The following is a 24,476-nucleotide window of genomic DNA, read 5'->3' as shown; positions in this document are numbered from 1 at the left end:
AGCGCGCTATTCGTGCTTCCCTCATTTTCCTAGGATTAACAGTGAAAACCTCTTTTGCCCTGCGCACCACCGCCCTATCCGCAGCCGCATTGATCGCCTTAGCAGGTTGTGCCGGCACCCCTGCTGCCAACAGCAACCCGGCTCCGGCTGGCGCCACTGTCACCATGAAAGATCCTTGGGTGAAGGCTATCGATGAGGGGATGTCGGCGGGATTCGGCACGATTCGAAACACCGGAGGCCAGGACATCACCATCACCTCGGTCACGAGCCCGGCCTCCAGTGATCTGGAACTGCATGAAACGGTAGCCAACGAATCCGGGGCCATGGTGATGCGTGAAAAAACTGGCGGATTCACCATCCCCGCCCACGGCGAACTGCATCTTGAACCAGGGGGAAGCCACATTATGCTCATGGACCTCGCCGAACCGCTCAAGCCCGGCAGCACCGTGAACATGAGCCTGGAATTCTCCGATGGCACCAGCTCCGAGACCATCGCCCCGGTGAAGGATTTCGCCGGCGCGAATGAAAACTATGACGGCTCCGAGCACGAGGGCATGGATCACGGCGAGATGGACAAGGACGACTCCGAATCCGAAAGCGCCCACGATCACTAATGCCACACGTAGACGCACCCGCCAAACAAGGACCAAGCAGGCGAGGAATTCTGTTCGGCGGCGCCGCAGCCGGACTGGGAGCGATCGTAGCTCTGGGGATCGACTCCCTGTCCAGTGCCGCAGCGCCGGCCGGCGGCTCGGAGCCGCTGCACGGACAAGCCGTGATTCCGTTCTACGGCTCACACCAGGCAGGAATCACCACGGAGCCACAAGCCCACGCCAGCTACGTCGCGTTGAACTTGCGTGATGGCCTTGACCACGAGTCCCTGCAACGCCTGCTCCGTCTGCTCAGCGATGACGCGGCAAGGCTCACCCAAGGCCAGGCGGCCTTGGCAGACACCGAACCGGAACTGGGCACTGTTCCCGCACGGCTCACGGTGACCTTCGGATTCGGTCCGAAGCTCATGGAACTCGCCGGCTCCTCGGCCGGCGAAAGCCAGCCGCTGCCGGAGTTCAAGATCGACGAGCTCGAAGAGCGCTGGAACGATGGGGATCTGCTGCTGCATATCGCCTCGGATGATCCATTATCCGTTGCGCATGCCCAGCGGATGATGCTCAAGGATGCCCGCCGGTTCGCCTCCGTGAAATGGGTGCAATCCGGGTTCCGCCGGTCCCGGGGATCCGAAGCCAGCGGCACCACGATGCGGAATTTGTTCGGACAAGTCGACGGAACCGTGAACCCCGTTCCAGGTTCGGAGGATTTCAACTCCGTGGTGTGGAACGCGGATGGGAGCACCACGATGGTCATCCGGCGCATCCGAATGAATGTTGATACCTGGGATGAGCTGGACCGTTCTGGCCGGGAATTCAGTGTCGGGCGGACCCTCGGCAACGGGGCGCCGACCACTGGAAGCAAGGAACACGATGAGCCGGATTTCGAAGCGACCAATGCCCTGGGATTCACGGTCATCGCCGCGCACGCGCACATCCGCAGAGCCCGTTCCGAGAACACGAACGAGCGGATCTTCCGGCGCGGATATAACTACGACGAGCCGCCTACCGGGAGCGAGATCTCCAACTCCGGGCTGATCTTCGTGTCCTACCAAAAGAGCGTGGCCGAACAATACACCCCGATGCAGCAACGGCTATCGGACCTCGATGCGCTGAACCAGTGGACGACTCCCATCGGCTCGGCCGTCTTCCTGATTCCGCAGAGCTGCGCGGAAGGAGGGTTCATCGGTGAAACTCTCTTCGCAGCTTAGCCGCCGATACTCGTCCTGCTTTGCCACCAAGGATCCCTCATGACTCTTCTGGAAACCACGACCCCCGAATCCCAGCCGCCGACCGGGATTTCGAAGCCCAACAGAAAAGGATGGTTCGGCCAGCTGCTGCTACGGCTGCACTTCTATGCGGGAATCTTCATCGGCCCGTTTATCCTTGTCGCCGCCGTGAGCGGCGCCTTATATGCAATTACTCCGCAAATCGAACAGGCTGTCTATGCAGATCAGTTGCGCGCGCCGCTAGCCGACGCCTATTTGCCGCTGGCCGATCAAGTAGAGGTGGCTAACACCTACATGGGCAGCGGTGATGCGCTGGTGGCGGTTCGACCGGCACCACACCCCGGTGATACCACTCGGGTGATGTATGCGGATGAGAACCTGGGAGCCAGCGAAACCAGGGCTATTTTCATCGACCCGGCCACCGCTGAAATCCGCGGTGACTTGACCGCCTACGGAACCAGCGGAGTGCTGCCCCTGCGAACGTGGATCGACCACTTGCACCGCAACCTGCAGCTCGGCGAGCCAGGGCGCATGTATAGCGAACTGGCAGCCTCCTGGCTGGGAGTGATCGCCCTGGCAGGATTTGCCTTGTGGATTCTGCGCATCAGGAAAACCAAGCGCAAAAAAGACCTCATCCGCCCCGCTGCCAAGGCAACGGGCTACCGGCGCCTGGCCAGCTGGCATGGATCGCTTGGGATCTGGGTCTTGCTCGGCGCATTCTTCCTCTCCGCCACCGGCATCACCTGGTCGACCTACGGTGGCGCCAACGTCAGTGAGCTCCGCGCCGCGCTGAACTGGGGAACCCCCTCGGTGGACACTGAACTGTCTGCCGCGGAGAGCAGCGCAGGTGATGAACACGCCCACCACCACGGGGCAGCGCCCGCGCCAACCGGCGAATCGGTGAACCCGGCGGCATTCGACACCATGCTCTCGATCGCCAAGGAAGTCAATGTCAATACTGGACTGGTTGAGATCAAGCCGCCAGCCGCTGACGGCAAGGCGTGGGTGGTCCAAGAGATCCAGCGGTCCTACCCGACCGAAGTTGACGCTGTCTCCATCAATGGGCAAACACTGGACGTCGTTGACCGCGTTGATTTCAGCGAATTCAACCTCGCAGCGAAACTCTCGCGATGGGGAATCGACATCCATATGGGCTCCATGTTCGGACTGTCCAACCAGATCCTGCTGTTCCTGGTGGCCTCTGCCATCGCCTCCATGGTGGTGCTGGGCTATGCGATGTGGTGGAAGCGCCGCCCAACGAAGAACCCGGGACAACGCGTGGGCAAAGCACCTGCACGTGGCGGCCTAGCCCGCGCCCCGTGGTGGGGCAACCTGCTGGTCTTGCTGGCTGCAGCTGCCGTCGGCGTCTTCCTGCCCCTGATGGGGATCAGCCTGGCCCTGTTCCTGCTCGCAGACTTGGTCATTGGCTGGACTCATGGAGCTAGGAGCCAACGCCCGGCCACAGAGTAGCAAGCTGGCCTCAGTGGTGTTTGTGCAGTGTTCTGTGTGCGTTGCACGCGGATCACTGCCCCTCCTTGACTGAGCGATCTTGATGCACTGTAAAGTGCGCGCCCAGGGAGGCCATTTGCGATGCCGGATCACGAAGCTGGCTTCGTGCCAGCGGCGAGTTCGGAAGGGACGACGAAGGTCCGGCCGGAATTCGGCAGATCAAGCACATCATGGGCCTCGGCTTGAGGGGCGCCAAGGATCTGGCCACCGGGACAGGCATGCCAGGAGCAGTGGAATTGTCTTGTGGGGAGAGGAAAAGCGAGCAGTCGCGCTACGGTTTTGTCCGAAATCGCGAATGAAAATTACGATGTCCACTATGGATTGCAATTTTTCCATCACTGCGCAGGCAACACATTCCAAGTGAATGCTGCAAAAGCGCTCGGGGACAGACGAAGGGGCAGCCTCGGCATATTTGTTCGGGGGAACTCACATGATTGCGAGTTAGCGCTAACGCGGGTGCAGCGAAGCTGCCCAGAGCTCGCCGAGGATCAGCTCACTTCAACAGTGTGCCATCTGTGGCCGAGGCGGCCGCTTGTCGATGATCTGGGTCTGCAGCTCGCTGCTGTTGGCGACAATGATATCGACCAGGTAGTCCTGGCTGACGCTGATATTATGCAGGGCAAGCGATCCGGGCAAGGCCAGTGCCTTCTGCGCGAGGTTCGTGACGGCACGCCGCCACCGGATGAGCCGATGGCAGCAAGCTATTTGGCGCGCAGCGCGGCGAACGTCGCCGAAGCGACCTCGGTGACCGCGCGCTCCCAGTCACCGAGCAGGCCCAGGATATTCTGCCCATCGGCGCGACGGGCGTCCAGCTGCCCAGCCAGCGCGGCCATGGTCCCGGTGCGCAGCTCGGTGTTCAAATTGACCTTGCCCACCCCGAAGGAAATGGAACGCGAGAGGTCCGCAGGCGCGATGCCCGACGCCCCGTGTAGCACCAGCGGCACCGGTGATTCGGCATTGATGGCTTCCAGCACATCCCAATGGATCTTCGGTTCGCCCTTGTAGCGGCCGTGGACATTGCCGATGGCCACGGCCAGCAGCTGCGCGCCGCTGTCCTGGACGAATCGGGCCACCTGCGCCGGATCGGTCAGCTGGGAGGCGCTCTGCTCGAAGGCCTTGTCCTCGTTGCCGGGCAGGGCTCCGAGTTCGGCTTCCAGCACCACCTCCGGGCCGATCAGCGAACGCACCTGCTGGACGAACGCGGTATTCTCCTCCAGCGTCCCGGCCGAGCCGTCGGCCAGCACCGCGGTGGCGCCGGCCTGCACGGCGCGGGCGATCAGCTGCGCGTCGCTGGCATGGTCCAGCTGGATCGCCACCGGCACGGCGGCGTGCTCGCCCAGGGTGCGCAGGGCCGAGATCAGCCGCAGGCCCGCGGTGGACCCGGCGGCCTTCGGCGCGACATTCAGGATGACCGCGCGGTCCTGGGCCTCGGCCTCGGCGACCACGGCCAGCGCGGTGGTGAAGTCGTAGCAGGTGAAGGCGGGGACGGCGTGCCCGGCGGCAATGGCCTGGGCGACCATCTGGTTCATGGGGGTGAGCATCGGGAATTACACTCCTGCAGCGGTGATGATGGCGTAGGTGATGGCGGTGAGCGCGAATCCGGCCACGCCCAGCACCGTGGTCAGCACGGTCCAGGTGCGCAGTCCCTCGGCCACGGACAGGCCCAGGAAGCGGGTGACAATCCAGAAGCCCGAGTCGTTCACGTGGCTCAGGCCGAAGGCGCCGAAGCCCACCGCGGCCAGGATCAGCGCGGTCTGCACGGTGGAATAGCCGCCGGCTTCCACCGCTGCGGCCAGCAGGCCGGTGGTGGTGATGATCGCGACCGTGGCAGAACCCTGCGAGGCGCGCAGGATCGCGGCCAGGATGAAGGCCATCACGATGATCGGCAGTCCTGCCGAGGACAGCGACTGCGCCAGCACGGTGCCGATGCCCGATTCGGTGAGCACCTTGCCGAACACGCCGCCGGCGCCGGTCACCAGGATCACGATGGCCGCCGGGGCCAGGGCCGAATCCATGACCTTGCCGGTCTGCTCGCTGCTCCAGCCGCTGCGCACGCCCAGCAGGTAGTAGGCCGCCAGCACGGTGACCAGCAGCGCGACAGCAGGGGATCCGACAAAGCCCAGGATGTTGGCCGCAGCGGATTCCGCGGCGACCAGGGAGCCGCCCACGGTGCCGAGCATGATCATCACGATCGGCAGCAGGATCATGGAAATGACCATGGACGAGGTCGGGGCCTTGGTTTCCACCATGGTGCTGCCCCCGCTAGTTCCCTGGCCGGAGCCGAAGGATTCGAACTGCTCGGCGGTTTCGGGAAGCATCGGGATCTCACGGCGGTTGATGCGCTTGGCCACGAAGTAGCTCAAGACGCCCAGCGGGGCGCAGAACGCCAGTCCCAGGATGGTGGCCCAGCCGATATCGGCGCCGAGGATCTCTGCGCCGCCGACCACACCCGGATGCGGCGGAACCACAACGTGGATGGCCAGCATGATTGCGCCCACCGGCAGGCCGATCTTCACCGGCGAGACCCCCAGGGCCTTGGCGAAGCCGTAGATGATCGGCACCAGCACGATGAAGCCCACGTCGAAGAACACCGGGATGGCCAGCAGGAAGGCCGCGGTGGTCAGCGCGGCGATCACCCGGCGCGGGCCGAAGAGCGCGGTGAAGCGGGTGGAAAGCACCTGGGCTCCGCCGGAAATCTCAATGACCTTGCCGAGCATCGCGCCCAGGCCCACCAGCACGGCCACGCTGCCCAGCGTGCCGCCCATGCCAGTGGTCACCAGGCCGGCCACCTCTTGGATGGGGATGCCCGCAGCCAGGGCCACGAGCATGCTGACCAGCAGCAGGACGATGAAGGCGGGCATCTTGAACTTGATGACGCCGAGCAGCAGCAGGGCCACTCCGGCCACTGCGATCAGTAGCAGCATTAGCGGGCTCATGGGTCGTGTCGTCTCCTTTGACGCGGTGCGCGGGTGTCGAACTCGCGCGCTGATGACTTTACTGGGCAGCCTTCGGGGCTACGACCTTGATGACTGCGGAATCGTCGGCCGCGGCCAGCTCGTGGGCTTCGCCCAGCAGGTAGAGCTGTTCGGCCGCCGAGGCCACCGGGGTGGACAGGTGCAGGGAGCGGGCCGCGGAGGTTACGATGCCCATGTCCTTGACGAAGATGTCCAGGCGCGAGAGCACTTCGGCACCATCCTCGGAGTAGGCCTCGAGCATGCGCGGGCCGCGGTTGCCGAGCATGAAGGAGTTCGCGGCGCCGGCCTGCAGCGCTTCCAGGGTGGTGGCCTGGTCCAGGCCGAGCTTGTCCGCCAGGGCCAGGGCCTCCGCGGCCGCGGCGATGTGCACGCCGCACAGCAGCTGGTTCACCGTCTTCAGGGCCTGGCCATCGCCGGGCTTGTCGCCCACGATGCTCAGGGTGGAGGCCAGCAGCTCCAGCACCGGGCGGACCTTCTCCAGCTGATCCGGCTCGGCTCCGACCACGATCAGCAGGTCGCCTTCGCCTGCGCGCACCGGGCCGCCGGAGAGCGGCGCGTCCCCCAGGCCCAAGCCCAGTTCGGCCAGGCGCTTGGCGGTGGCGGGCCCCGCTTCCAGGCCAACGGTGGAGGTCAGGATGACCACTGCGCCGGCTTTGAGCTGCCCGGCCACGCCCTGCTCGCCGAAGAGCACGGCATCCAGCTGCTCGCCGTTGCGTACTGCCAGCAGCAGTGCATCAGCGCCGGTGACCGCTTCGCGGGCGGAAGCGAAGGTAGTGATGCCCGACTGGCTGGCCAGGGCCATGCGTTCGGCCGAGATGTCGAATCCGTTGACTTCCAGCTTGGTGGCCAGGCGGGTTGCCATGGGCAGGCCCATGGCGCCCAGGCCGAGGACTGCAACTTTGGTAGTGCTCATTGGGATCTCCAGGAAATTGTAAAGAATGGTTAGAAAGTGGCGCTCAGCTTGGCGGTGACGGCGGTCAGCGAGCTGTCGTCGCCAACGTTGCCGGCGAAGACGATGTAGGGGATGCCGGCGGCAGGTCCGTCCACCGATTCCCAGAGCGAGACAATGCCCGGGAGCATCGGCCCTCGCACGATGGCATGGCGGATTTCCAGGCCATGGGCGGCGACATCCGAGGAGGTGATCCCGCCCTTGGCGATCACGAAGCGCGGGGGAGTGGCGTGCAGGATCAGGTTGACGACCGAAACCACCGCAGCGCTCACGGTGCGGGCGATCTCCAGCGACTGCGCCGCGTCATCGGTTTTCACCAGCTTGCGCGAGGTGTGCACGATGACATCCTGGGTGGCCAGGGCGGCGCTGATCTGCGCGGCCTTGCCCTTCAGGTAGGCCTCGGAGCCGTCGGCGAGGATTTCCGGGACGTCCAGCTCGATCACCGTGGCATTCGAGTGCCGGCTGGTCAGGTCGGCCAGCTGGCGGGTGGTCACGCCCACGTGGGAGCCCACAACGATCAGCCCGCCGGCGGTGCGCCGCTCGGCGCCGTTGCCCGCGTAGATCTCCTCGGCGGACAACGGCTGGCGCTGCTGTTGGCCGATGCGGGCACGCACGAAGGGCGGGCCCACGCGGCACAGCACGCGGGTTCCGGCCGCTTCGGCCTGCTGCAGGCCCTCGGACAAGGCCAGCAGGTCATTTTCCGTGACGATATCCGCGGTGGCGACCTGCGCGTTGGAAGCTTCGGCCAGGCGGGTGGCGATGGAGGAAGCGCCGGCACGGATGGTGTCCAAGTCCAGGACCATCACGTCCTTGGCCGCGATGCGCCCGGCGGTCTTCTCGGCGACGTAGTCCGGCAGATAGCTGGTGCTGAATCCGAAGGTGGCGTCTTTGGCAAACTCAGTCTCGCTGACCTTGGCGACCTGGCCATCGATGGTGCGCATGTAGTGCTCGCCGGCCACGGTGATCCGCCCGGCTTCGCCGAAAGCAGGAACCATCAGCACGGCATCCACCGAGGAATCCGGATCCACGGCGGCCACGGTGGCGGCCAAGGTGTCGGTTTCCAGCGGGAAATGCCCGCGCAGGGTGGAGTCGCTGCGGCTGACAAAGGACACCGACAGGCCGGTTTCCGCCGCTGCCTGCAAGGCGGCCTGGGCTACCTGCTCATTGCGCAGTGCGGCGTCGTCGGCGTCCAGGGAGCGGGTGTTGGTGAGCACGTAGACGGCCAGCGGGCGTTCGCCATCCAGCTGCAGGGCGAAGGCCCAGCGGAAGTCCTCGACTTCCCAGCTGGTGAGCACCGGAAGGTTGCTGACCGATTGGGTTCCGGTCGGGTCGTCATCCAGGACCACCAGCACGCTGCCGGTGGAGCGCGCGGCCTCGGCGATTTTCGCGGGCGCGATCTCGCGCTCCGGGAGGTATCCGGCGAGCAACTCGGACTCAAGCATGGTCAAGGACTCCTTTGTCATTGGGCAATGCCTCGGCATCATAGGTAAGATGTCAGACATCTGTCATGACGATTAGTGTTACATGGATCGCGGTCAGCCGCAACTGCCTGCGGGACATAGACTGGACAGGTCTTTGGCGGGATGAATTGTCCCGGGGATGGAGGAAGCATGGCCCGGAAGTCATTGGTCGTAGAGGTCGCCGACAGCGTCTTGGACCGCATAGTCAGCGGTGAACTGTCGGTTGACGAGTTGATTCCTGGCGAGCTGGAACTCTGCGAGACCCTGGAAGTCAGCCGGATGACGGTGCGCGAAGCGATCAAGACACTCGCGGCGCAGAACATCATCCGCGTCGAACGGGGCCGCGGGACCTATGTGAATCCGGTCAACATGTGGAACTCGCTGGAGGCGGTAGTACGCGCCACAACCGCCGGCGTGGGGGCGGCCGCGGCCGCCGTGCAGCTGATCGAGTTGCGCCGCATGCTGGAGACCGGCGCCTGCGAGCTGGCCGCCTCGCGGATCACCGAGGAGCAGCTGGCAGCAATGGGCGAACTGCTCGAAGCCATGCGCGCAGCACACGCGGCCGCCGATCTGGACGGCTTTGTCGAAGCGGACCTGGAATTCCACGACGTGATCCTGCGGGCCTCGGGAAATGTTTTCGTTTCGGCGCTCTACGAGCCGCTGGGCCGAGTGCTCTCCTCACGGAGGCGCGAGACCAGCGCCTTCGCGCAGATCCAGCAGCATGCCATCGCCGAGCATGAGCACATCCTGGTTGCGCTTCAGCGGCACGACAGCTCCCAAGCACGCCAAGCCATGGACAACCACATGCAGCAAACGCTCGATGACCTGAACACCTTCGTGCTCAATCGATAGCCACCCAGCCAATTGCCGTTTGGCACCCTGGCGGGAACGCGGTATCCAGGGATACGGAGTGCATCCCTGCGTGCTGGGCCATGAGCAGCTGACCGGGATGCATGGCAATGACGCCGAAGCCGAGCTCAGGCGTTGAAACTCTCGGCGAGCAGGCGATAGGCATCCAACCGGTCTGCCGGGTCGCAGACCAAGGTATTGAGCATCAGCTCGTCGGCACCGTGCTCCTCGGCCAAGGCCAGTAACCGGTCGTGGACCTGGTCCGGGGTGCCTACGATCAGCGCCTTGCTGCGCTCCTCGGCACGGGCCAGTTCCTGCGTATTCCACGGGTGGCTCGCCGCCGTTGCCGTCGAGGGGATCGGTCCATCGTGGCCGAGGTCCTTGCGCACGCGCCAGAGCAAGAGCGCATTGGCCAGGGCCTGCGCCTTCTCTTCGGTTGAGGCGGTGGCAAAGCGAACGGCCAGCACGGTGTGGGCGGCGTGCCCTGCGTTGGCCGCGGCCTCGCGGTAGGCCCGGGTGGCAGGCTCGCCGCCAGCAGGGCGCAGGAAGTGCCCATGGACGTAGCCCGCCCCGAGCATTCCAGGCAAGGGCGCGGTGGAACCGCCGGCGCCCAGTACCCAGACGCGGCCTGCCGGTTCGGTATCCGAGGGCTCGTGGACGGCGTCCAGATCATGCACCAGGGCGGCAATCTTCTGCGCGTAATGCGGGTCCGAGAGTACAGCGCGGCCCACACCGATGTCCACCCGGTCCGGGTGCACGGCGGCCAGCAGGCCCATGGCTTCGGAGACCTTCTGCGCCTGGTAGTACGGCAGCAAGATGGCACCGGTGCCGACCCGAATGGTCTCCGTGCGTTCCAAAGCCAGCGCGGTCATCATTTCCGGGGCGGCACTGGCGAAGGATTTCGAGTGGTGGTGCTCGGCAAACCAGATGCGGTGGTAGCCCAGCGCTTCCGCATCCTGAGCCAATTGCAGGCCGCTGGACAAGGCCTGGCCTGCGGTGTGCTCGGTGAGCGGGACCTGGTCAAGTATGGAAAGCCTCATGCAGGCAGCCCTGCTTTGCGATTCTCCGGGGCAAGCTGCAGCTGCATGATCATGTCCTTTCAACGGCGAGGGTCCAGTCAGTGAGCTTACCGCGTTGCGCAGGGCTGCGGGGCATCCAAGACGCGGCAGGCAGGGGGGAGCGCTGGCGATCCTTGCCTCCACCCTGAGGGGGAGGCGGGGCAACGGATATCATTCCCGGTCGGGAGGACATCGCCGGCGCGCGGAACTAGTGTTGACACGTAGTGAAAGCAGCAGCTGCGTCCACCTGAGAAAAGGAATCCCATGCACGGCACTTCGCGTTCAGCATCCAACCGCACTTCGACCTGGCTGGCGGCCAGTTCCGCAGCGCTTGTCCTCGGCATGGGCCTGACTGGATGCGGCGCCATTGAAAGCTTCGACAAATCGACTGCGGATGCCTGGGCGGTGACCTACGAGATCACCGTGAGCGGGGAAGCCGCCGATGCGCTGAGTGATGTGTCCTACCTGGACTCGCCCAGCCGCGGCGAAGACTCGGCCGAAGTGACCGAGCAAGCGGTGGCCACGACCAGCGGTGCTGGCAAGAACAGCGAATCAATCTGGACTGCGCAGAGCGTCATCACGGCCGAAAAGGATGCAGCCATCGCGGCTACGCCTGCCGCAGGCAGCACCGCCACCTGCCGGATCCTGCTCGACGGGGTAAAGGAGATCGCGGCGCAAACCGGCAAGCCCGGCGAACGCGTGGAATGCGCCGTAACGACCCCTGCCTTCGGGGAAAAATTGAACCCGGCATCAGCCAAACCATGATCGGAGCGGGTATCGGAAGCATTTGATGAGTAGTTGGCGTGCTCCGAAACCAAGCGAGCATCCCCAGAGGTCGGGGGAGTGCCAGCGCCTATCTGGCACTAGCCACGAAGATAAAATGCCGAAGCCCTGCAGCTATCAAACAGCTGTAACCCTGCGGCAGTCCGCGAATGCAATTGCCCTTCATCAAGTTAATTTTCGACGATTTATAGAAAGCAAATTCTCTAGTAGTTGACTCATTCGCCATAGGATGCGATCAGCGCGACGGTGCGCTTCGGGAGTCGGACTTTGAATGGAGATGGGGTATAGGATGGCACCTTCAGAGAAGCCAGTACAAACCACCACCGACGGGCGCTACCTGATAATCAAGGGGCGGCGGTGGAGAGCCAGTGATCCCTCGATCCCTGCGAAATTACGACAAGAGCTGGTCAACGAGCTGATGTCAGCCCGCCGGGCAGTCAAGCAAGGCGAAATCGGCGCTAGCAAGCGTGTGAATAATGCCAAGCTCGCACTGGGCGAACGTGGACAGCCGTGGTGGGAGGAGCCGGAATCGGATTCAATGGGAGAGCGAATTCGCGCGACCATTCGCAGCTTGCTGAGCCATAGGGCAAACACGTCAATCTGCCCGAGTGATGTTGCACGCATAGTGGGCGGGCCGGACGAAGGGTGGCGTAAGTACATGGGACAAGTGCGCCAGATTGCCGCGGCATTGGCCGTGCAAGGTGAAGTCGTTGCAACTCAAAATGGCGAGCCCGTGGAAGCTGACGGTGTCAAAGGGCCAATTCGGATTAGACGCCGACACCCAGGCGAATAAAATTGCCCGATCTCTAGGGGAAGAACCGAGAATATGCTGGCACCGAGGTCTTCATGCCCGGTGAAGAGGGAGTGCTTCGGGCAAGGAGTCGACCCTCTAGACGCCGTGCTCGGTGACCATGAGCCGGCTGTGGTCGCTAAGCTATCGACCGTAATGCTGGAGCGCTTTAAAGAGGCAGTAGCTGTCGTCTTCGCGGTCAATATCGAGCATAACTCGGTAGGGGATGAACTTTTTCGCTGAGCTCCTGGAATCCGTCCTTAAATGTTTAACTGCCGAAGTTCCAACGAAAGGAGGCAGTCGACTGAAGTGGACGCTGCGTCCCAGGTAACTTTACGTGCTGATGGTGAGCATTTCTTAATGATTTTCACGAAAAGGCGTCATTGAAAGGGAACTGGCAGGCAGAAGATCCCGGTTCGAAGGCTACGAAAGGGGAGCATCATCGCTTCATGGGTAATGCCATCACGCTTTGTGCACTTTGTTGTGGCTTAGTGGCTGTTCTGGATCCTGGTATCCGCAACCCTGGATAGAGGACCGAGGCCAACAACTAGCCCCCAGAAGAAGCCCGGTTCTGGCCCATTAGCGGTCCAACCCAACATGGGTGTTGACCAGCCATGAGAATGAGCCAGGACCGCTGGGCTGAAGGGCTTACTGGCTGGGGCCCGCCGCGCCGGGCGCTTCTGCGTGGCAGCGTTCCGGGAGAGGATATCGAGCCGGTGAGGTGGTTCGCGACTGCATAGCGGGGCAGGCTGGGATCTTGTGGGCGACGGCAGTGTTCTTCCAGAATTTCACACGGAACTCAGCAATGAGCTCGGTCGCCAGGCGTTCGAAGAACTCTTCCATGGTGAGTCGATCAGCGCAGGCCCTGGTGACTTTCAGTGCTGCTTGGGGGACGGTGACATGCATCATGTGCAGTTCTTCGGTTTGCGGATCGAGCATGGCCACCAGCACTGCACGGCCATGGATTGATGCCATGCCCATGGCATCGTTGAGCGATTCGGCAGGCTGCGTCATGACGATCGGCATTCCCTGCGCCCAGCCGTAGTCGGACAGGTGGGACTTGCCTTCACGGGTGGCGAGAAAATCAGCGACTCTGACTGCGGTTCGGGTTCGTGCGATTCGACCTGGCATTTTAGATACTTCCCTTTCGTGCACTGCTCATGAAAAATATCGATGTGGACGTAATTCTCCGCAGTGAGATGCGCTTCGGAAAGGTCCCGTCGTTTTGGTGGTGCCGCTCTTGGCGTGCGGCGGGTCCTGCAGATCCTAGGCCATGCTCAAATCTGCATGGGATCCATCTGATTCACTTCCCAAACTGGTAGGTTCGAACCCTAAACCAGTGGTGGGGGCCAGCGAAGGTGCGGCGGAAGGCTGATCGAGCCAATGTGCTGGGAGTCCAGCTTCGGGCGCGTGCTCTGGTGCTGCGAGCAGGCTCTCCTTGCCGGCGACGGCGAACTGCAGATTCTTCACCTCGAATCGGACACCGAGCGCTGTCTCCATCTGCGGCATGAGGGTGTCGTTGACATATTGCATCAGCGAGGATACGTCCCGTTCACTCTTCGCGGTGCAGGCCAAATTCACGACCAGCTGCTCCGGGGACCCGGTAATGGTGCATATTGCTGAATGCACCGCGTCCCGGCTCCGACACTCTTCAGAGGCGAAGGCGGCGATCTTGTGGATTCGCGTGGTCCACGAATTGGTGTCATGCATCGTTGTTTCTACGGGAACTGCTAAGGATTCTTTCATCTTTCACTCCGGTACTGATAGCTGTTTCGTAGTAGAATATCTTTAGACAAGCTAACTATTAGATAGGTTACATGATTTTTTCTGTGTTGAGCAAGCTGGACCTCGCGAAGAAGGGTATTGGAACCCCAAGGGTTGCGGGCATGGCGTTCGCATCCGGCGGAAGGAGTTTTCATGAGTAGGTATCAAGCCAGTGGGTATTGGTACGGCGAGGGCCGTTCGGTGCCCGAGGCGGTGGATTTGCTGAATCTGATGCGCAAGTACCGTGAGGCGGAGCGCAAGATGCGAGCTGCGACCCGCGGTTCGATGGGAATGAATGAGACCGATATGTCGGCGCTGCGCTTCCTGCTCGCTGCGCACCGTAAGGGGTTGGTTCCCCGCCAGCGGGATTTTGCTGAGGAACTGGGGATCTCCAATGCTTCGGTGTCGGTATTGATCGACCGGTTATGCCGCGATGGGTATGCCGAGCGTATTGTGCATCCTGCAGATCGGCGGTCTGTGGGAATTGTGCCCACTGACTACAGTGATACGGACGTTCGAGGAACGCTGCATCGGATGCATGAGCAGATGATGGATGCCGTAGGCACGCTCTCCGAGGCCGAGAGGGTTGCGGTTGCCAAGTTCCTGAAGGCCATGATCCGCAGCGTCGAGGTCGAGGACGAGCCAAGCCAGCCTTCCAGGGGGAAATCTGAGATGGCGGAGAGCACCGCGTCTTCCCGGTAGGTGCAGAGCGCATAGCACCGCTTTATCCACGCTGGAAGATCTGACCGATACCTTAGTTAGCAGACCGACCAAGGGATAGTTGCCCGTTTAGTTTCCTTCAGTGATTTTGATTCTCCACGTGCTCTAGTTGAGTGATCGTCTGACGCGCGAGGGGCCTAGTTCCTGTGTTTCTGAAGACAGGTTTCTGAGGAAAACCTTGTGGTAGCTGTCGCAGGCAACTTGGACGCGTAAGTTAGACGAAACCAGAAAGTATTTAGCCTTTCTAACAAGTTAGGATGATGCAAATGCCACGAAAGCACGTTGATGTAAGTGTCAGTCATGCTGAGTTCGAGGATCTGAATAACGCTCTGGAGGACCATCGAGATGGTTTCAAGAAGATGGCCGAAGAAGCGACTAATGGCTTCGGCTTAGAGCCGGCCTACTGGGAAGGACGGGCCCAGGAAGTCGAGGGTCTACGCGAGACGATTCACGAGCACAGTACTGACGAGCTCGAACAGAGCGAGTCTTCCACCAAGGAAGCGGACACTGGCCCCGAGGTTGATTCGGCTCGGGATCGGGACTTTGAATCCGATTCTCGCCAGTGAGCATCCGGCGCAGGCATGCGAGAGGCACTTCCTCATACGGCAACGGTCCACCACTATTCCGTGGTGGACCGTTGCTCTGCAGGTGCAGTTAGGCACGCTTGCGCGTGAGCAATCCCCTAATGACTAGTACGATCAGCGAACCGCCAATGACCAGGACCCAGCTGGACAGGGACCAGAACTGGTCCACGCCTTCGCCGAAGACTGCTGAGCCGATCCAGCCACCTACGATTGCGCCGACGACGCCCAGCAGCAAAGTAGCGAGCCGTCCGCCGCCCTGCTCTCCGGGTTTGATGGCCTTGGCAATAGCACCGGCGATCAGTCCCAAAACGATCCAACTTAAAATATCCATGGGTTCTTCTCGACTAGTTCGTATTGGGTCTTGCCCGTTGGCGGCGACACTCGCCCCTTGTCCAGCAAGCTACCCGCAGCTGCCATCCAGCAGGCGCACAGCGAACGGCACGTGGCGGCGATAGAATTGCAAGGAGAGCCGAGGTGTACCCGGCGGGCGGGAAGGCAAAGCAAAGCAGTGGACCCAAGGATTTCATCGCGCAAGGACAGGCAGAACTTTCCTGCCGCTGCGCTGCCCTCGGGCCGCGGCCTGCCTGCCCTGAGGCAGATCCTCGGTTTCCTGCTGCGCGTGCTGAAGCTTGGGCACGTGCGCGTTTTCCGCTACCTGGCGGTGATCACCACCTTGCAGGCAGCTAATGGCTTGCTGGTCATCCCTGCGATCAAGTACCTCTTCGGCCTGGCGCTGGAAATCAGCAAGCTGAACAACGTCACCGACCGGACCTACACCGTGCTGCTGGCCCATCCGGTCTCGGTGCTGCTCCTGCTGGCCATCGCGGTGCTGGCACTGGGCGCGGTGAGCGTGCAGTTCGTAGCACTGATCGTGATGGTCAACCGCCAGCAATCCGGGAAGCCTCCCAACCTGCGGGCCGAGTGTCGCGAGACCGCCGCCTGCCTTGGCCGGATGCTGTCCTACCCCTCGCCGCTGATGATGGTGTACTTTTTCCTCGCCCTGCCGCTGGGCGGCTTGGGCCTGTCTTCGGTGCTGATCCAGGGTGTGGGGATCCCGCCCTTCGTGACCCGTGAGTACCTCAAGGCGCCGCTGAGCACGGGGATCTACCTGCTGATGATCGGGGCGATCATCTACGCCAACCTCCGCCTGGTGCTCACCTTGCCGCTGCTGGCTGTCGGGCCGAAGCGGCCGCTGGCTGCCTTGGGCACCCGCCTGAAGGCCACGCACCGCAACAGCCTGCGCTACCTGCTGCTGATCGGGATCCCGCTGGGAGTCTGCGCCCTGTGCGCCTCGCTGCTGGTCGAGGCGCTGGTATGGACCTCGGATCTGGCCGCCAGCCTGCTCGGCGTGCAGAACTCCGCGCTGGTGGCGACCCTGTGCATCGGCGTGGGACACACGCTCGGTTTCCTGCTGATCGGAGCCGCGACCGTGGTGGCGATCCAGATTGTGGTGGCCCTGAGCCGCGAGCACCTGGCACTGCCCGTCACCCTGCAGGAGCGCTCGCAGCGGCATCGCAGCGCGCAGTCGCGCGCACTGAAGGCCACCGCCGGGACCGCGGCCGCGGCCTTGGTGCTTTCAGCGAGCTTTGCCGCATCCCCTGCCTTGGGGCAGACCGCAACGGGAGCCGGGGACGCGCAGATCCTGGCCCACCGCGGCTACTCGGCGGGCGGGGTGGAAAACACCTTGGGAGCCCTGGAAGCCGCGGCAACGCATCAGGCCGACATCGTCGAGGCCGATTTCCAGGAAACCGCGGACGGGCATTTCGTAGCCAGCCACGATACCAACCTGCTGGTGGTCGCCGGGGTGAACCGGAACATCCACGAGATGACCCTGGCCGAAGTCCGGAAGGCCACCGTGCGCGAAGGCGGCTTCGCCGACCGCATCCCCACCATGCAGGAGTACCTGGAGCACGCCGATGAGCTGGGCATCCCGGTGCTCGTGGAGCTGAAGGTCACCGGCCACGAATCCAAGGGCTACCTGGAGCGCTTCCTGGCGCAGCTGGACGCGACCGGGACCACCACGCAGAACATCTACCATTCGCTCAGCCCCCGGGCAGTCAAGGAAATCAAGGCGCAGCGCCCCGAGCTGCGGGTCGGGCTGACCGTGGCCATGAGCGTGGGCGGGCTGCCGAAGGCGAACGCCGATTTCTACACCCTGGAGCAGGCCTCCTTCACCCGCGAATTCCTGGAGCAGGCCCACGCGCTGGACCGGGAGGTGTATGCCTGGACCGTTAATGACGAGTCCACCATCCGCGAGCTGCTGGGCATCGGCGTGGACGGCATCGTCACCGACAACGTGGAACTGGCCATCCGGGACCGCTACCTGGTGGCCAACAACCCCGCCGCGGAGTACCGGGTGGGTTCCGCGCTGGCGTACCTGGACATCTTCCGCTAGATTCCGGCGCTCAGGGCGTCTCCGGATAGGTACCATCGCCCAAATCCGGATTTGCCAGCGACTGCAGCGGATCATGCAAGAACACCCGACGCCCTTCATTGCGCAGCCGGCGCAGCCCTTCCAAGGTCATTCGCCGGGCCACATCGGTGAAGGAGAAGACCCGGGAAATATCCACGTGCACGTCTCCGTCGAAACGCGACTCGGACATGATATCGAGCAGTTCGGCAGCAGCGGTGAACTGCACGTTGCCCTGCAGCGAGAAGGTCTCGCGCGTGCCGCCGCGCTGCACGTCGATGACATCGAGCCGGCCATGGCTCGGGGCCAGCAGGTGCATGCCCATGTCCGTGGACAGCCGCTCGAAGGCCCGCCGCGCCCGCTGGCTGTTGCCGTGCGAATCCAGCCGCGGCGAGAACGCGCCGATGCCCACCTGGTCCGGCAGCACGCCCACCAGCCCGCCGGCCACCCCGCTCTTGGCGGGGATCCCGACGCGGGTCAGCCAGTCGCCGGCCCCGTCGTACATTCCGGCCACCGCCATCACCGACATCACCTGGCGGGCCGTGGCCTCGTCCATGATCCGCTCATGCGTGCACGGCTGCACCCCGCCATTGGCCAAGGTGGCGGCCATCGCCGACAGATCCGCCACGGTGACCAGGATGGAGCACTGGCGGGTGTAGCCGGTGACCACCTCATGCGGGTCATCGTCGATGATCCCGTGCTTGCGCAGCATGTGGGCCATGGACAGGTTGTGGTCCGCGGTGCCCAGCTCCGAGTTGAAGACTGCTTCGTCGATGCGCAGCCGGCGCCCGGCCAGTGCGGAGAACAAATCCAGTGCCCGGTCAACGCGCTGCTCGCCGGTGGCGTCGGCGCCGCCCAGCAAGCCGTGGGCGGCGATCGCCCCGGCATTGATCATCGGGTTCTTCGGCCGATTGGTGCCATCCTCCAGCGACAGCTCGTTGAAGGCCTCGCCCGAAGGCTCCACCCCGATATGTTCCAGCACATGCTCCAGCCCGCGGTCCATGATGGCCGCCGCGTAGGCGAAGGGCTTGGAGATGGACTGGATGGTGAACTCGATCCCGGCGTCCCCGGCGGTGTAGGTGCTGCCCATGGCGGTGGTCACGGCCAGGGCGAAGAAATCCGGATTGGCGTCGGCCAGTTCGGGAATGTAGCCGGCGCGCTGCCCGGAGGTGTCGTCGCGCAGCGCATCGAGCACTTCGTGGAGGTAATCGGGAATCGGATTCTTCATGGTGCCATTTCCTCTTGGATCTCGGGCGGATTCTGCCATTGTTCCGGTTACGGCCCACCCTATCGGCAAGAGCGCCCTATGCCGTGTACCCATGCTTACGGCCGGTCAGAAAGTGCCTGCAGAAGTTGCTGGAATTCTGGGACGTTCAGCCGCGCAGGGCTTTGCCGTGCGGGGACTTCTATGGGGACAGAAAGCTGGCCCCGATCATAAGAAGAGAGATCATGAAATGCAGGCTGATCATGCGTGCAATTTCGGATTCATCCAGCCTTCTGGCGGATTTGCCGATGCCTTCGCGCATTGCAGTGCAATTCAGAGCTTCGGATTCATGAGCGTCGAAGAAGGCCAATCAGTCGAATACAAGATTGAAGCGGGACCGCCGAAGGATGCCGTGATGGGCGATGAGGATCTGGCCGGCAACCACTCGCTGCTGAGGCTGCTCTGATTTGGATTTCACTGCCACTATCGCGCCTGGAGCCGCGGACAGGATGGCTGCTGCAGGACACTGTTGTCCTCTTGGGATTGCCGCATTCTCGCCTGTCGATAATGCGTATAGGCCCAGCCGCGTGGCACCGGGGAAACTGGCAGTAGGCCCTGTTTCTGCAGGGATGTGCTGCTTACCGAAAGGACGTCATCGTGTACTTTATTGTCGTTAAATTCAAAGTCAAGCCGGATTGCTCAGACCGCTGGCCGGATCTGGTGCGCAGTTTCACCGAGTCAACCCGTGCGGAACCAGGCAACCTTTGGTTTGATTGGTCGCGCAGCCTTGAAGACCCCAACGAATTCGTTCTGGTTGAAGCCTTCCAGGACGACGCAGCTGGAGACCACGTGGGCAGCGACCACTTCAAGCAGGCCATGATCGACATGGCGCCGGCCCTGGTTGAAACTCCGCGCATTGTCAGCCGGCAGATCGAAGGCGATACCTGGGACCGCATGGGCGAATTGGAAATCAGCTAGCAACTTTTGCGATGAACCCTGAAATTGCTGGGGCAAGGCCAGCGGCAGCTGCGACTCATATTGAAGTTCCCAGCTCACCTCGACAAGATGGAGTTATGGGATATAACGATTCACTAGCTGGCCTTGCTTCAGTTCAAAAAGCATTCGCCTTGCTGGACGTGGTGGCCGCGCATAACCGGGGTATGGCTGCCAAGGAGATCGCTGCAGAACTGCAGATGCCCTTGCCTACCGTTTATCGCCTGCTCAAGACCTTGACCCTGTCGGGCCACCTGGTCCACCTGCGCGATGAAGGGCTCTATGCCCTGGGCTACAAGCTTCACGCCCTGGATAACTCGCTGCGCCGGCAGGTAGGCACCCCGCCTTCGGTGGCGCGCTTGATCCGCGAATTGCATGTGCGGGCCGATGCCGCCGCCTACTACGCAGTGCACCGCGGAGAAGATATCGTGGTCGCCCACGTCGTTGAGTCGCCACTGCGCCCGCGCATCACCCCCATGGGCTTCGGGTTCAACAATGGTGCCCATGCCACCGCCTTCGGCAAAGTGCTGTTGGCGGCCATGGATGCCGAACGCTGCCACGCCTACCTGGACAAGCACGGCATGCCCGGGATGACCTCCGCGACCATCTGCGATCCGCAGGTCTTTGCCGCAGAACTGGACGCCGTACGCGAGACCGGCATTGCCATCGAACGCGAAGAATTCATCCGAGGCGCCTCCTGCATGGCCGCCCCGGTAACCACGGGCGCCGGGCAAGTCATCGGATCGGTGGCAGTTTCCATGGACCCGGCCGAATTCCAGACCCGCCACCGAGACGTCTCCGTCCTGCTGCGCGATGTGGCTTCGCGGGTGAGCCGCGCGCTGCGGGGCACCTCGATGCTAGGCGCAGCTTGCGCCGACTAACGAGGTGCCCGGACAGCCTACAACTTGGCCTGGGCCATTTGCTCGACGATGTACTCGGCCTGGCGGATGGCCAGCGCCACGATGGTCAAGGTCGGATTGGCCGCGGCTCCAGTGGTGAATTGCGAGCCATCGGAGATGAACAGATTCGCAACATCATGGGCCTGGCCGAAAGCGTTGACCACCCCGTCTTCAGGACGCTGGCTCATTCGCGCCGTACCGAGATTATGCGTCGACGGGTACGGGGGAGTGTGGTGCGTGGACCGCGCGCCCACTGCCTCGAAGAGCAGCGAACCCTGCTGGTAGCCGTGCGTTCGCATGGCGAGGTCATTGGAGTGGTCGTCAAAATGGACATTCGGCACCGGCAGGCCCAAGCGGTCGCTCACCGTGTTGTTCAGCGTGATTCGATTGCTTTCCTGCGGCATATCCTCACCGGTAATCCACATGCCCGCAGTGTTCAAGTAGTCGTCCAGCAGCGTAGTGAATTCCGGTCCCCAGCCGCCGGGCTCCACGAAGCTGGCGAGGAACGCCGGCCCCAACGCGATGGTTTCCATGTAATAGCCACCGCAGAATCCGCGATCCGGATCATGGCGGGATTCGTCGGCAATCAGCCCGGCCATCGTCTCGCCCCGGTGCATGTTCACCGGCTGGTCGAACTTGGCATAGACGCTGCCGGTGGTGTGGCGCATGTAGTTGCGGCCCAGCTGGCCCGAGGAGTTCGCCAATCCATCGGGGAACAGCGGCGAAGCTGACAGCATCAGCAAGCGAGGGGTTTCAATGGCGTTGCCGGCCACCGCCACGATGCGTGCTTTTTGGCGCTGCGGGTTCCCTTCGGAATCTATGTAGATGACTCCGTCCACCTTGCCGGCAGCAGTATGGGTAACTTGAACAGCATGCGATTCGGGACGCAAATCCAGCAGGCCGGTGCGCAGCGACTTCGGGATTTCCGAGACCATTGTGGACCATTTGGATTTGTTCTTGTCGCCCTGGAAGTTGAACCCATCCTGGATGGATGCTGGGCGGCCGTCGTAGGGTTCGGCATTGGTTGCGTAGGGCCCGGTGGCATACTGGCGGTAGCCCAGGCGCTGGGCTCCATTGGCAAAAACCTTGTAGTTGTTGTTGGCCGGCAGCGCGGGACGCCCGTGGCGGTGGGTGCTGCCCATCTTCTGCTCGGCACGGTCGTAGTACGGTGCCAAATCGTCCAGGGTGATGGGCCAGTCCAGCAGGTTGGCCCCGTCGACCCGGCCGTAGGTGCTGCGCGCCTTGAACTCATGTGCCTTGAATCGCGGGGTGGCCCCGGACCAGTGGGTGGTGGTGCCTCCGACCGCCTTGACGATCCAGGCCGGCAGATTGGGGAAGTCGCGGGCCACGCGCCATGACCCCGAGGTGGTCCGCGGATCCAGCCAAGCCATCTGGTTGAAGGCGGCCCATTCGTCCTGGTGGTAGTCCTCATTCTTCAGATACGGGCCAGCCTCCAGCATGACCACCTTGACTCCCTTGGAAACCAGCTCATGGGCCAAAGTTCCGCCGCCGGCGCCGGAGCCGATGACGACAACTACCGAGTCGTCGTCATGGTCGTGCACTGCCGATTGCTCTTCGGTGCTCATCGGGTTGTCCCTTCCTCGAGGATTCCTGAATCACCCAGGACGTTGTCCACGGGTTTGCTGCTGGTTTCTGGGGCGTAGGCTTTCACGGCGTAGGGAAGCGGGCCCTGGTCTTGTACGGGCTCTCCGCTTTCCTCGATGCGCGGTTCGGGCAACCAATTCAGATCATTGAAACCGCGGTTCACGTAGCCGCCCTTGGAGAAGGATTCGCCTTCGTAGCCCAGGGCCTGATGCACTTCGGGGTCATCGTAGAAATTGAGGACTACGGTGCGGCGGATGAAGGCGAAGAACTCCAGATCCGCGATGCGCTTGAGCACCGCCAGTGCACGGTCATCGGGAAGATCCAGGAAATGCTCTTCGCTGAGCGTATCCAGGGTCATCAAGCCCTGGGCCAAAGCCATGCGGAACCAGCTGGATTCGGCTGAAGCTTCGATGATTTTCTCTGTCATGCGCTCGTAGGGCCCATCCGGGAACTGCGGGTGCGGAAACGAAACCCGAATGATCCGGGTCAAGATCCGCCGAGCCTCATCCGAGAGCTCCAGGGCGTTGAGAGATGAATATTTTGCTGGGAACACCATTGTTGTCACCTCGATTATTAGACGGTTAGGTCAGTTCCTGCGCTGATTCTGCAGGGAAACCGGCAGTGAAGCCTTACTTGGATTATGTAGTGCACGTCACAGTGCTGCCAGCGTCGTTATCGGCTGGTGAGAATGGCCCGGCAACGCGCTCGGCGCCACGTTGCGGGCATTATCGCTCTGCGAGAACGAAGCTATCCCCGCAGCGAGCGCGGGCCCCAAGCTGGGCAGACTCGACGGGCCAAGGGGCCGCTTCAAAGTCCGAGCAGCATCTAACAGGAGGAATCACCATGGCAGGATCCACCGCAGGGGTCGCACTCATCACCGGAGCAGGACGAGGGATTGGAAGGGCCATCGCCGAGCGCCTGGCTGATGATGGGCAGGACATCATCGTTGCCGATGTCCCGGGAGCCCAGGAGAACGTGGATGAGGTCATCGCCGCCGTCCAGCAGCGCGGGCGCCGTGCGGTCGGGGTAGCCGGAGACGTGTCGAACCCCGAAGACGTGGAACGGATGATCAAGGAGGGTACCGAAGCCTTGGGCGACCTGACGGTGTTCGTGGCCAACGCCGGCATTGCGCAGGTTGACGAGATCCTGGACGTGAAACCCGAGGCGTTGGACCGCATGCTCGACGTGAACATCAAAGGCGTCTTCTATTCCTACCAGCTGGCGGCCAAGCGCTTCATTGAGCAGGGCAGCGGCGGGAAAATCATTGGCGCGGCATCCATCGTTGCTTTCCGTCCGTTTCCCATCCTCGCCTCGTATTCGGCCACCAAATGGGCGGTGCGAGGACTGACCCAAGCGGCCGCCATGGAGTTCGCCAAACACAACATCACCGTCAATTCCTATGCGCCGGGCGTGGTGGGAACCGCGATGTGGGATTTGATTGACGAGCGGCTCACGGCGCGTGAAGGAACCCCGAGGGGCAGTGCCCTGCAGGCGCAGGTGGACAACATTCTGGCTGGCCGTGTTTCCGAGCCGGAGGACGTCGCCAAGCTGGTGAGTTATTTGGCAGGGCCGGACTCGGACCACATGACTGGCCAGACTGTCTTGATCGATGGCGGCATCAACTTCTCCTGACGCATGGGCATTGACGAGGTTCGCCATGGAGCCCTGTAGCTCCGCGGCGAACCTCTTCGCTGTTGGGTGAGCCGGCAAACGGCCGGCTCAGTGCCCACCGCCCAGGCATTTGCGCATCTTCAAGCAAGCGGTAGTCAGCCCTTCGACGTCCGCATTCTTGGGATCCGTGCCTGACGATGACGAAATTCTGCGGGTCTTCGGCCTAGTTGAACTGCGTGTCCAGGTCGTTGGAAGAAGCTAAGAGCAATACGCCAGTGAGCCACGCCCGTCAGGAACCGCCGAAGACCGTAGCGCCCGGAAATAGAGCTTCTCCTTCTTGGGCGCCATGCGCCGGACCAGCGTATTTCGCGGACTTAAAAGAAGCCAATGGATCTGAACCGAAGATACAGGTTTGTTGAATCTCCGGCATAGCCGATCAGCTCGGCTGCCGGTAATCTTGTGAAATCTCTATGCAAGAG

General features: G+C 62.7%; 25 protein-coding genes. 13 read left to right on the top strand and 12 right to left on the bottom strand.

The genetic code is table 11. The features are described from left to right. Window positions 1–41 precede the first annotated feature (41 nt). From ACNPM8_RS11890 to ACNPM8_RS11880, 3 genes are read left to right on the top strand one after another with little or no spacing between them, the layout of a single operon-like run. Complete coding sequence (locus ACNPM8_RS11890; protein WP_105662334.1) at window positions 42–614, top strand: copper chaperone PCu(A)C; 573 nt, start codon at window positions 42–44, stop codon at window positions 612–614. Continuing rightward, entirely contained in the window at window positions 614–1,816 is a 1,203-nt protein-coding gene (locus tag ACNPM8_RS11885; protein WP_448939900.1) for a Dyp-type peroxidase, read from the top strand. Before ACNPM8_RS11890 ends, ACNPM8_RS11885 begins: the two co-directional genes overlap by 1 nt. Before the next feature lie 39 nt (window positions 1,817–1,855). Continuing rightward, the gene (locus ACNPM8_RS11880) at window positions 1,856–3,304 is read left to right on the top strand and encodes a PepSY-associated TM helix domain-containing protein (RefSeq protein ID WP_105662336.1); all 1,449 of its coding nucleotides are present in this window, start codon (window positions 1,856–1,858) and stop codon (window positions 3,302–3,304) included. Between the two features lie 537 nt (window positions 3,305–3,841). On the opposite strand, the gene ACNPM8_RS11875 is transcribed toward ACNPM8_RS11880, so the two are convergent. The 5 genes from ACNPM8_RS11875 to ACNPM8_RS11855 all read right to left on the bottom strand — a co-directional run bounded on the left by ACNPM8_RS11875 (window position 3,842) and on the right by ACNPM8_RS11855 (window position 8,730). Next, a complete protein-coding gene (locus ACNPM8_RS11875) occupies window positions 3,842–3,979 on the bottom strand; it encodes a hypothetical protein (protein WP_181149073.1) in 138 nt (45 codons plus the stop codon). Window positions 3,980–4,044: 65 nt separating this feature from the next. Beyond that, a complete protein-coding gene (locus ACNPM8_RS11870; RefSeq protein ID WP_286134669.1) occupies window positions 4,045–4,872 on the bottom strand; it encodes a class II fructose-bisphosphate aldolase in 828 nt (275 codons plus the stop codon). Between the two features lie 18 nt (window positions 4,873–4,890). After that, complete coding sequence (locus ACNPM8_RS11865) at window positions 4,891–6,279, bottom strand: GntP family transporter (protein ID WP_448939899.1); 1,389 nt, start codon at window positions 6,277–6,279, stop codon at window positions 4,891–4,893. A 58-nt stretch (window positions 6,280–6,337) separates the two neighbouring features. After that, window positions 6,338–7,231 (bottom strand): NAD(P)-dependent oxidoreductase, encoded by an 894-nt coding sequence (locus ACNPM8_RS11860; protein WP_448939898.1) that lies wholly within the window; start codon window positions 7,229–7,231, stop codon window positions 6,338–6,340. Window positions 7,232–7,260: 29 nt separating this feature from the next. Continuing rightward, a complete protein-coding gene (locus ACNPM8_RS11855; protein WP_448939897.1) occupies window positions 7,261–8,730 on the bottom strand; it encodes a four-carbon acid sugar kinase family protein in 1,470 nt (489 codons plus the stop codon). Between the two features lie 147 nt (window positions 8,731–8,877). Here ACNPM8_RS11855 and ACNPM8_RS11850 point away from each other — a divergent pair, with 147 nt between their 5' ends. Continuing rightward, window positions 8,878–9,579, top strand: coding sequence for a FadR/GntR family transcriptional regulator (locus ACNPM8_RS11850; RefSeq protein ID WP_105658934.1), 702 nt, complete (start codon window positions 8,878–8,880; stop codon window positions 9,577–9,579). A 125-nt stretch (window positions 9,580–9,704) separates the two neighbouring features. Here ACNPM8_RS11850 and ACNPM8_RS11845 read toward each other — a convergent pair whose 3' ends face one another. Then, window positions 9,705–10,616 (bottom strand): LLM class flavin-dependent oxidoreductase, encoded by a 912-nt coding sequence (locus tag ACNPM8_RS11845; RefSeq protein WP_448939896.1) that lies wholly within the window; start codon window positions 10,614–10,616, stop codon window positions 9,705–9,707. A 282-nt stretch (window positions 10,617–10,898) separates the two neighbouring features. On the opposite strand from ACNPM8_RS11845, the gene ACNPM8_RS11840 reads away from it, so the two are divergent. Both ACNPM8_RS11840 and ACNPM8_RS11835 read left to right on the top strand, forming a co-directional pair. Continuing rightward, the gene (locus ACNPM8_RS11840; RefSeq protein ID WP_105658936.1) at window positions 10,899–11,399 is read left to right on the top strand and encodes a hypothetical protein; all 501 of its coding nucleotides are present in this window, start codon (window positions 10,899–10,901) and stop codon (window positions 11,397–11,399) included. A 289-nt stretch (window positions 11,400–11,688) separates the two neighbouring features. Next, on the top strand, window positions 11,689–12,210 hold the full coding sequence (locus ACNPM8_RS11835) for a DUF3253 domain-containing protein (protein WP_208294250.1): 522 nt from the start codon (window positions 11,689–11,691) through the stop codon (window positions 12,208–12,210). A gap of 645 nt (window positions 12,211–12,855) precedes the next feature. Here ACNPM8_RS11835 and ACNPM8_RS11830 read toward each other — a convergent pair. Then, on the bottom strand, window positions 12,856–13,338 hold the full coding sequence (locus ACNPM8_RS11830) for a hypothetical protein (protein WP_448939895.1): 483 nt from the start codon (window positions 13,336–13,338) through the stop codon (window positions 12,856–12,858). 135 nt (window positions 13,339–13,473) lie between these two features. After that, window positions 13,474–13,917, bottom strand: a complete 444-nt coding sequence (locus tag ACNPM8_RS11825; RefSeq protein WP_402697681.1) for a hypothetical protein — start codon at window positions 13,915–13,917, stop codon at window positions 13,474–13,476. A 207-nt stretch (window positions 13,918–14,124) separates the two neighbouring features. On the opposite strand from ACNPM8_RS11825, the gene ACNPM8_RS11820 reads away from it, so the two are divergent. Together ACNPM8_RS11820 and ACNPM8_RS11815 are read left to right on the top strand one after the other, a co-directional pair. Continuing rightward, entirely contained in the window at window positions 14,125–14,673 is a 549-nt protein-coding gene (locus ACNPM8_RS11820) for a MarR family winged helix-turn-helix transcriptional regulator (protein ID WP_448939894.1), read from the top strand. A gap of 284 nt (window positions 14,674–14,957) precedes the next feature. Beyond that, window positions 14,958–15,257 (top strand): hypothetical protein, encoded by a 300-nt coding sequence (locus ACNPM8_RS11815; RefSeq protein ID WP_105658941.1) that lies wholly within the window; start codon window positions 14,958–14,960, stop codon window positions 15,255–15,257. Between the two features lie 88 nt (window positions 15,258–15,345). On the opposite strand, the gene ACNPM8_RS11810 is transcribed toward ACNPM8_RS11815, so the two are convergent. Then, complete coding sequence (locus ACNPM8_RS11810; RefSeq protein WP_400341600.1) at window positions 15,346–15,606, bottom strand: GlsB/YeaQ/YmgE family stress response membrane protein; 261 nt, start codon at window positions 15,604–15,606, stop codon at window positions 15,346–15,348. Between the two features lie 177 nt (window positions 15,607–15,783). Between ACNPM8_RS11810 and ACNPM8_RS11805 the strand changes: the two genes are divergently transcribed. Further along, window positions 15,784–17,670 carry a glycerophosphoryl diester phosphodiesterase membrane domain-containing protein gene (locus tag ACNPM8_RS11805; protein WP_448939893.1) on the top strand — a complete coding sequence of 629 codons (1,887 nt, stop codon included), beginning with the start codon at window positions 15,784–15,786 and terminating at the stop codon, window positions 17,668–17,670. A 10-nt stretch (window positions 17,671–17,680) separates the two neighbouring features. Here the strand turns inward: ACNPM8_RS11805 and ACNPM8_RS11800 are convergent, their stop codons facing one another. After that, the gene (locus ACNPM8_RS11800; protein ID WP_448939892.1) at window positions 17,681–18,913 is read right to left on the bottom strand and encodes a glutaminase; all 1,233 of its coding nucleotides are present in this window, start codon (window positions 18,911–18,913) and stop codon (window positions 17,681–17,683) included. Window positions 18,914–19,004: 91 nt separating this feature from the next. Between ACNPM8_RS11800 and ACNPM8_RS11795 the strand changes: the two genes are divergently transcribed. From ACNPM8_RS11795 to ACNPM8_RS11785, 3 genes are all read left to right on the top strand, one after another. Then, window positions 19,005–19,355: a cold shock domain-containing protein gene (locus ACNPM8_RS11795; RefSeq protein WP_442904076.1), complete on the top strand. Its 351-nt coding sequence runs from the start codon at window positions 19,005–19,007 to the stop codon at window positions 19,353–19,355. 191 nt (window positions 19,356–19,546) lie between these two features. Further along, a complete protein-coding gene (locus tag ACNPM8_RS11790) occupies window positions 19,547–19,867 on the top strand; it encodes a putative quinol monooxygenase (protein WP_105658946.1) in 321 nt (106 codons plus the stop codon). Between the two features lie 95 nt (window positions 19,868–19,962). Then, window positions 19,963–20,763 carry an IclR family transcriptional regulator gene (locus ACNPM8_RS11785; RefSeq protein WP_105658947.1) on the top strand — a complete coding sequence of 267 codons (801 nt, stop codon included), beginning with the start codon at window positions 19,963–19,965 and terminating at the stop codon, window positions 20,761–20,763. 17 nt (window positions 20,764–20,780) lie between these two features. Here the strand turns inward: ACNPM8_RS11785 and ACNPM8_RS11780 are convergent, their stop codons facing one another. Together ACNPM8_RS11780 and ACNPM8_RS11775 are read right to left on the bottom strand one after the other, a co-directional pair. Further along, window positions 20,781–22,367 (bottom strand): GMC family oxidoreductase, encoded by a 1,587-nt coding sequence (locus tag ACNPM8_RS11780; RefSeq protein WP_105658948.1) that lies wholly within the window; start codon window positions 22,365–22,367, stop codon window positions 20,781–20,783. Next, complete coding sequence (locus ACNPM8_RS11775) at window positions 22,364–22,942, bottom strand: hypothetical protein (protein ID WP_105658949.1); 579 nt, start codon at window positions 22,940–22,942, stop codon at window positions 22,364–22,366. Before ACNPM8_RS11775 ends, ACNPM8_RS11780 begins: the two co-directional genes overlap by 4 nt. A 287-nt stretch (window positions 22,943–23,229) precedes the next feature. On the opposite strand from ACNPM8_RS11775, the gene ACNPM8_RS11770 reads away from it, so the two are divergent. Further along, a complete protein-coding gene (locus ACNPM8_RS11770) occupies window positions 23,230–24,018 on the top strand; it encodes an SDR family NAD(P)-dependent oxidoreductase (RefSeq protein ID WP_105658950.1) in 789 nt (262 codons plus the stop codon). Window positions 24,019–24,476 lie beyond the last annotated feature (458 nt).

This window comes from Glutamicibacter sp. AGC46 (assembly GCF_053543715.1).
Note: the sequence above shows the minus strand (reverse complement) of the source record. Positions and strands in the feature narration are given on the sequence as shown.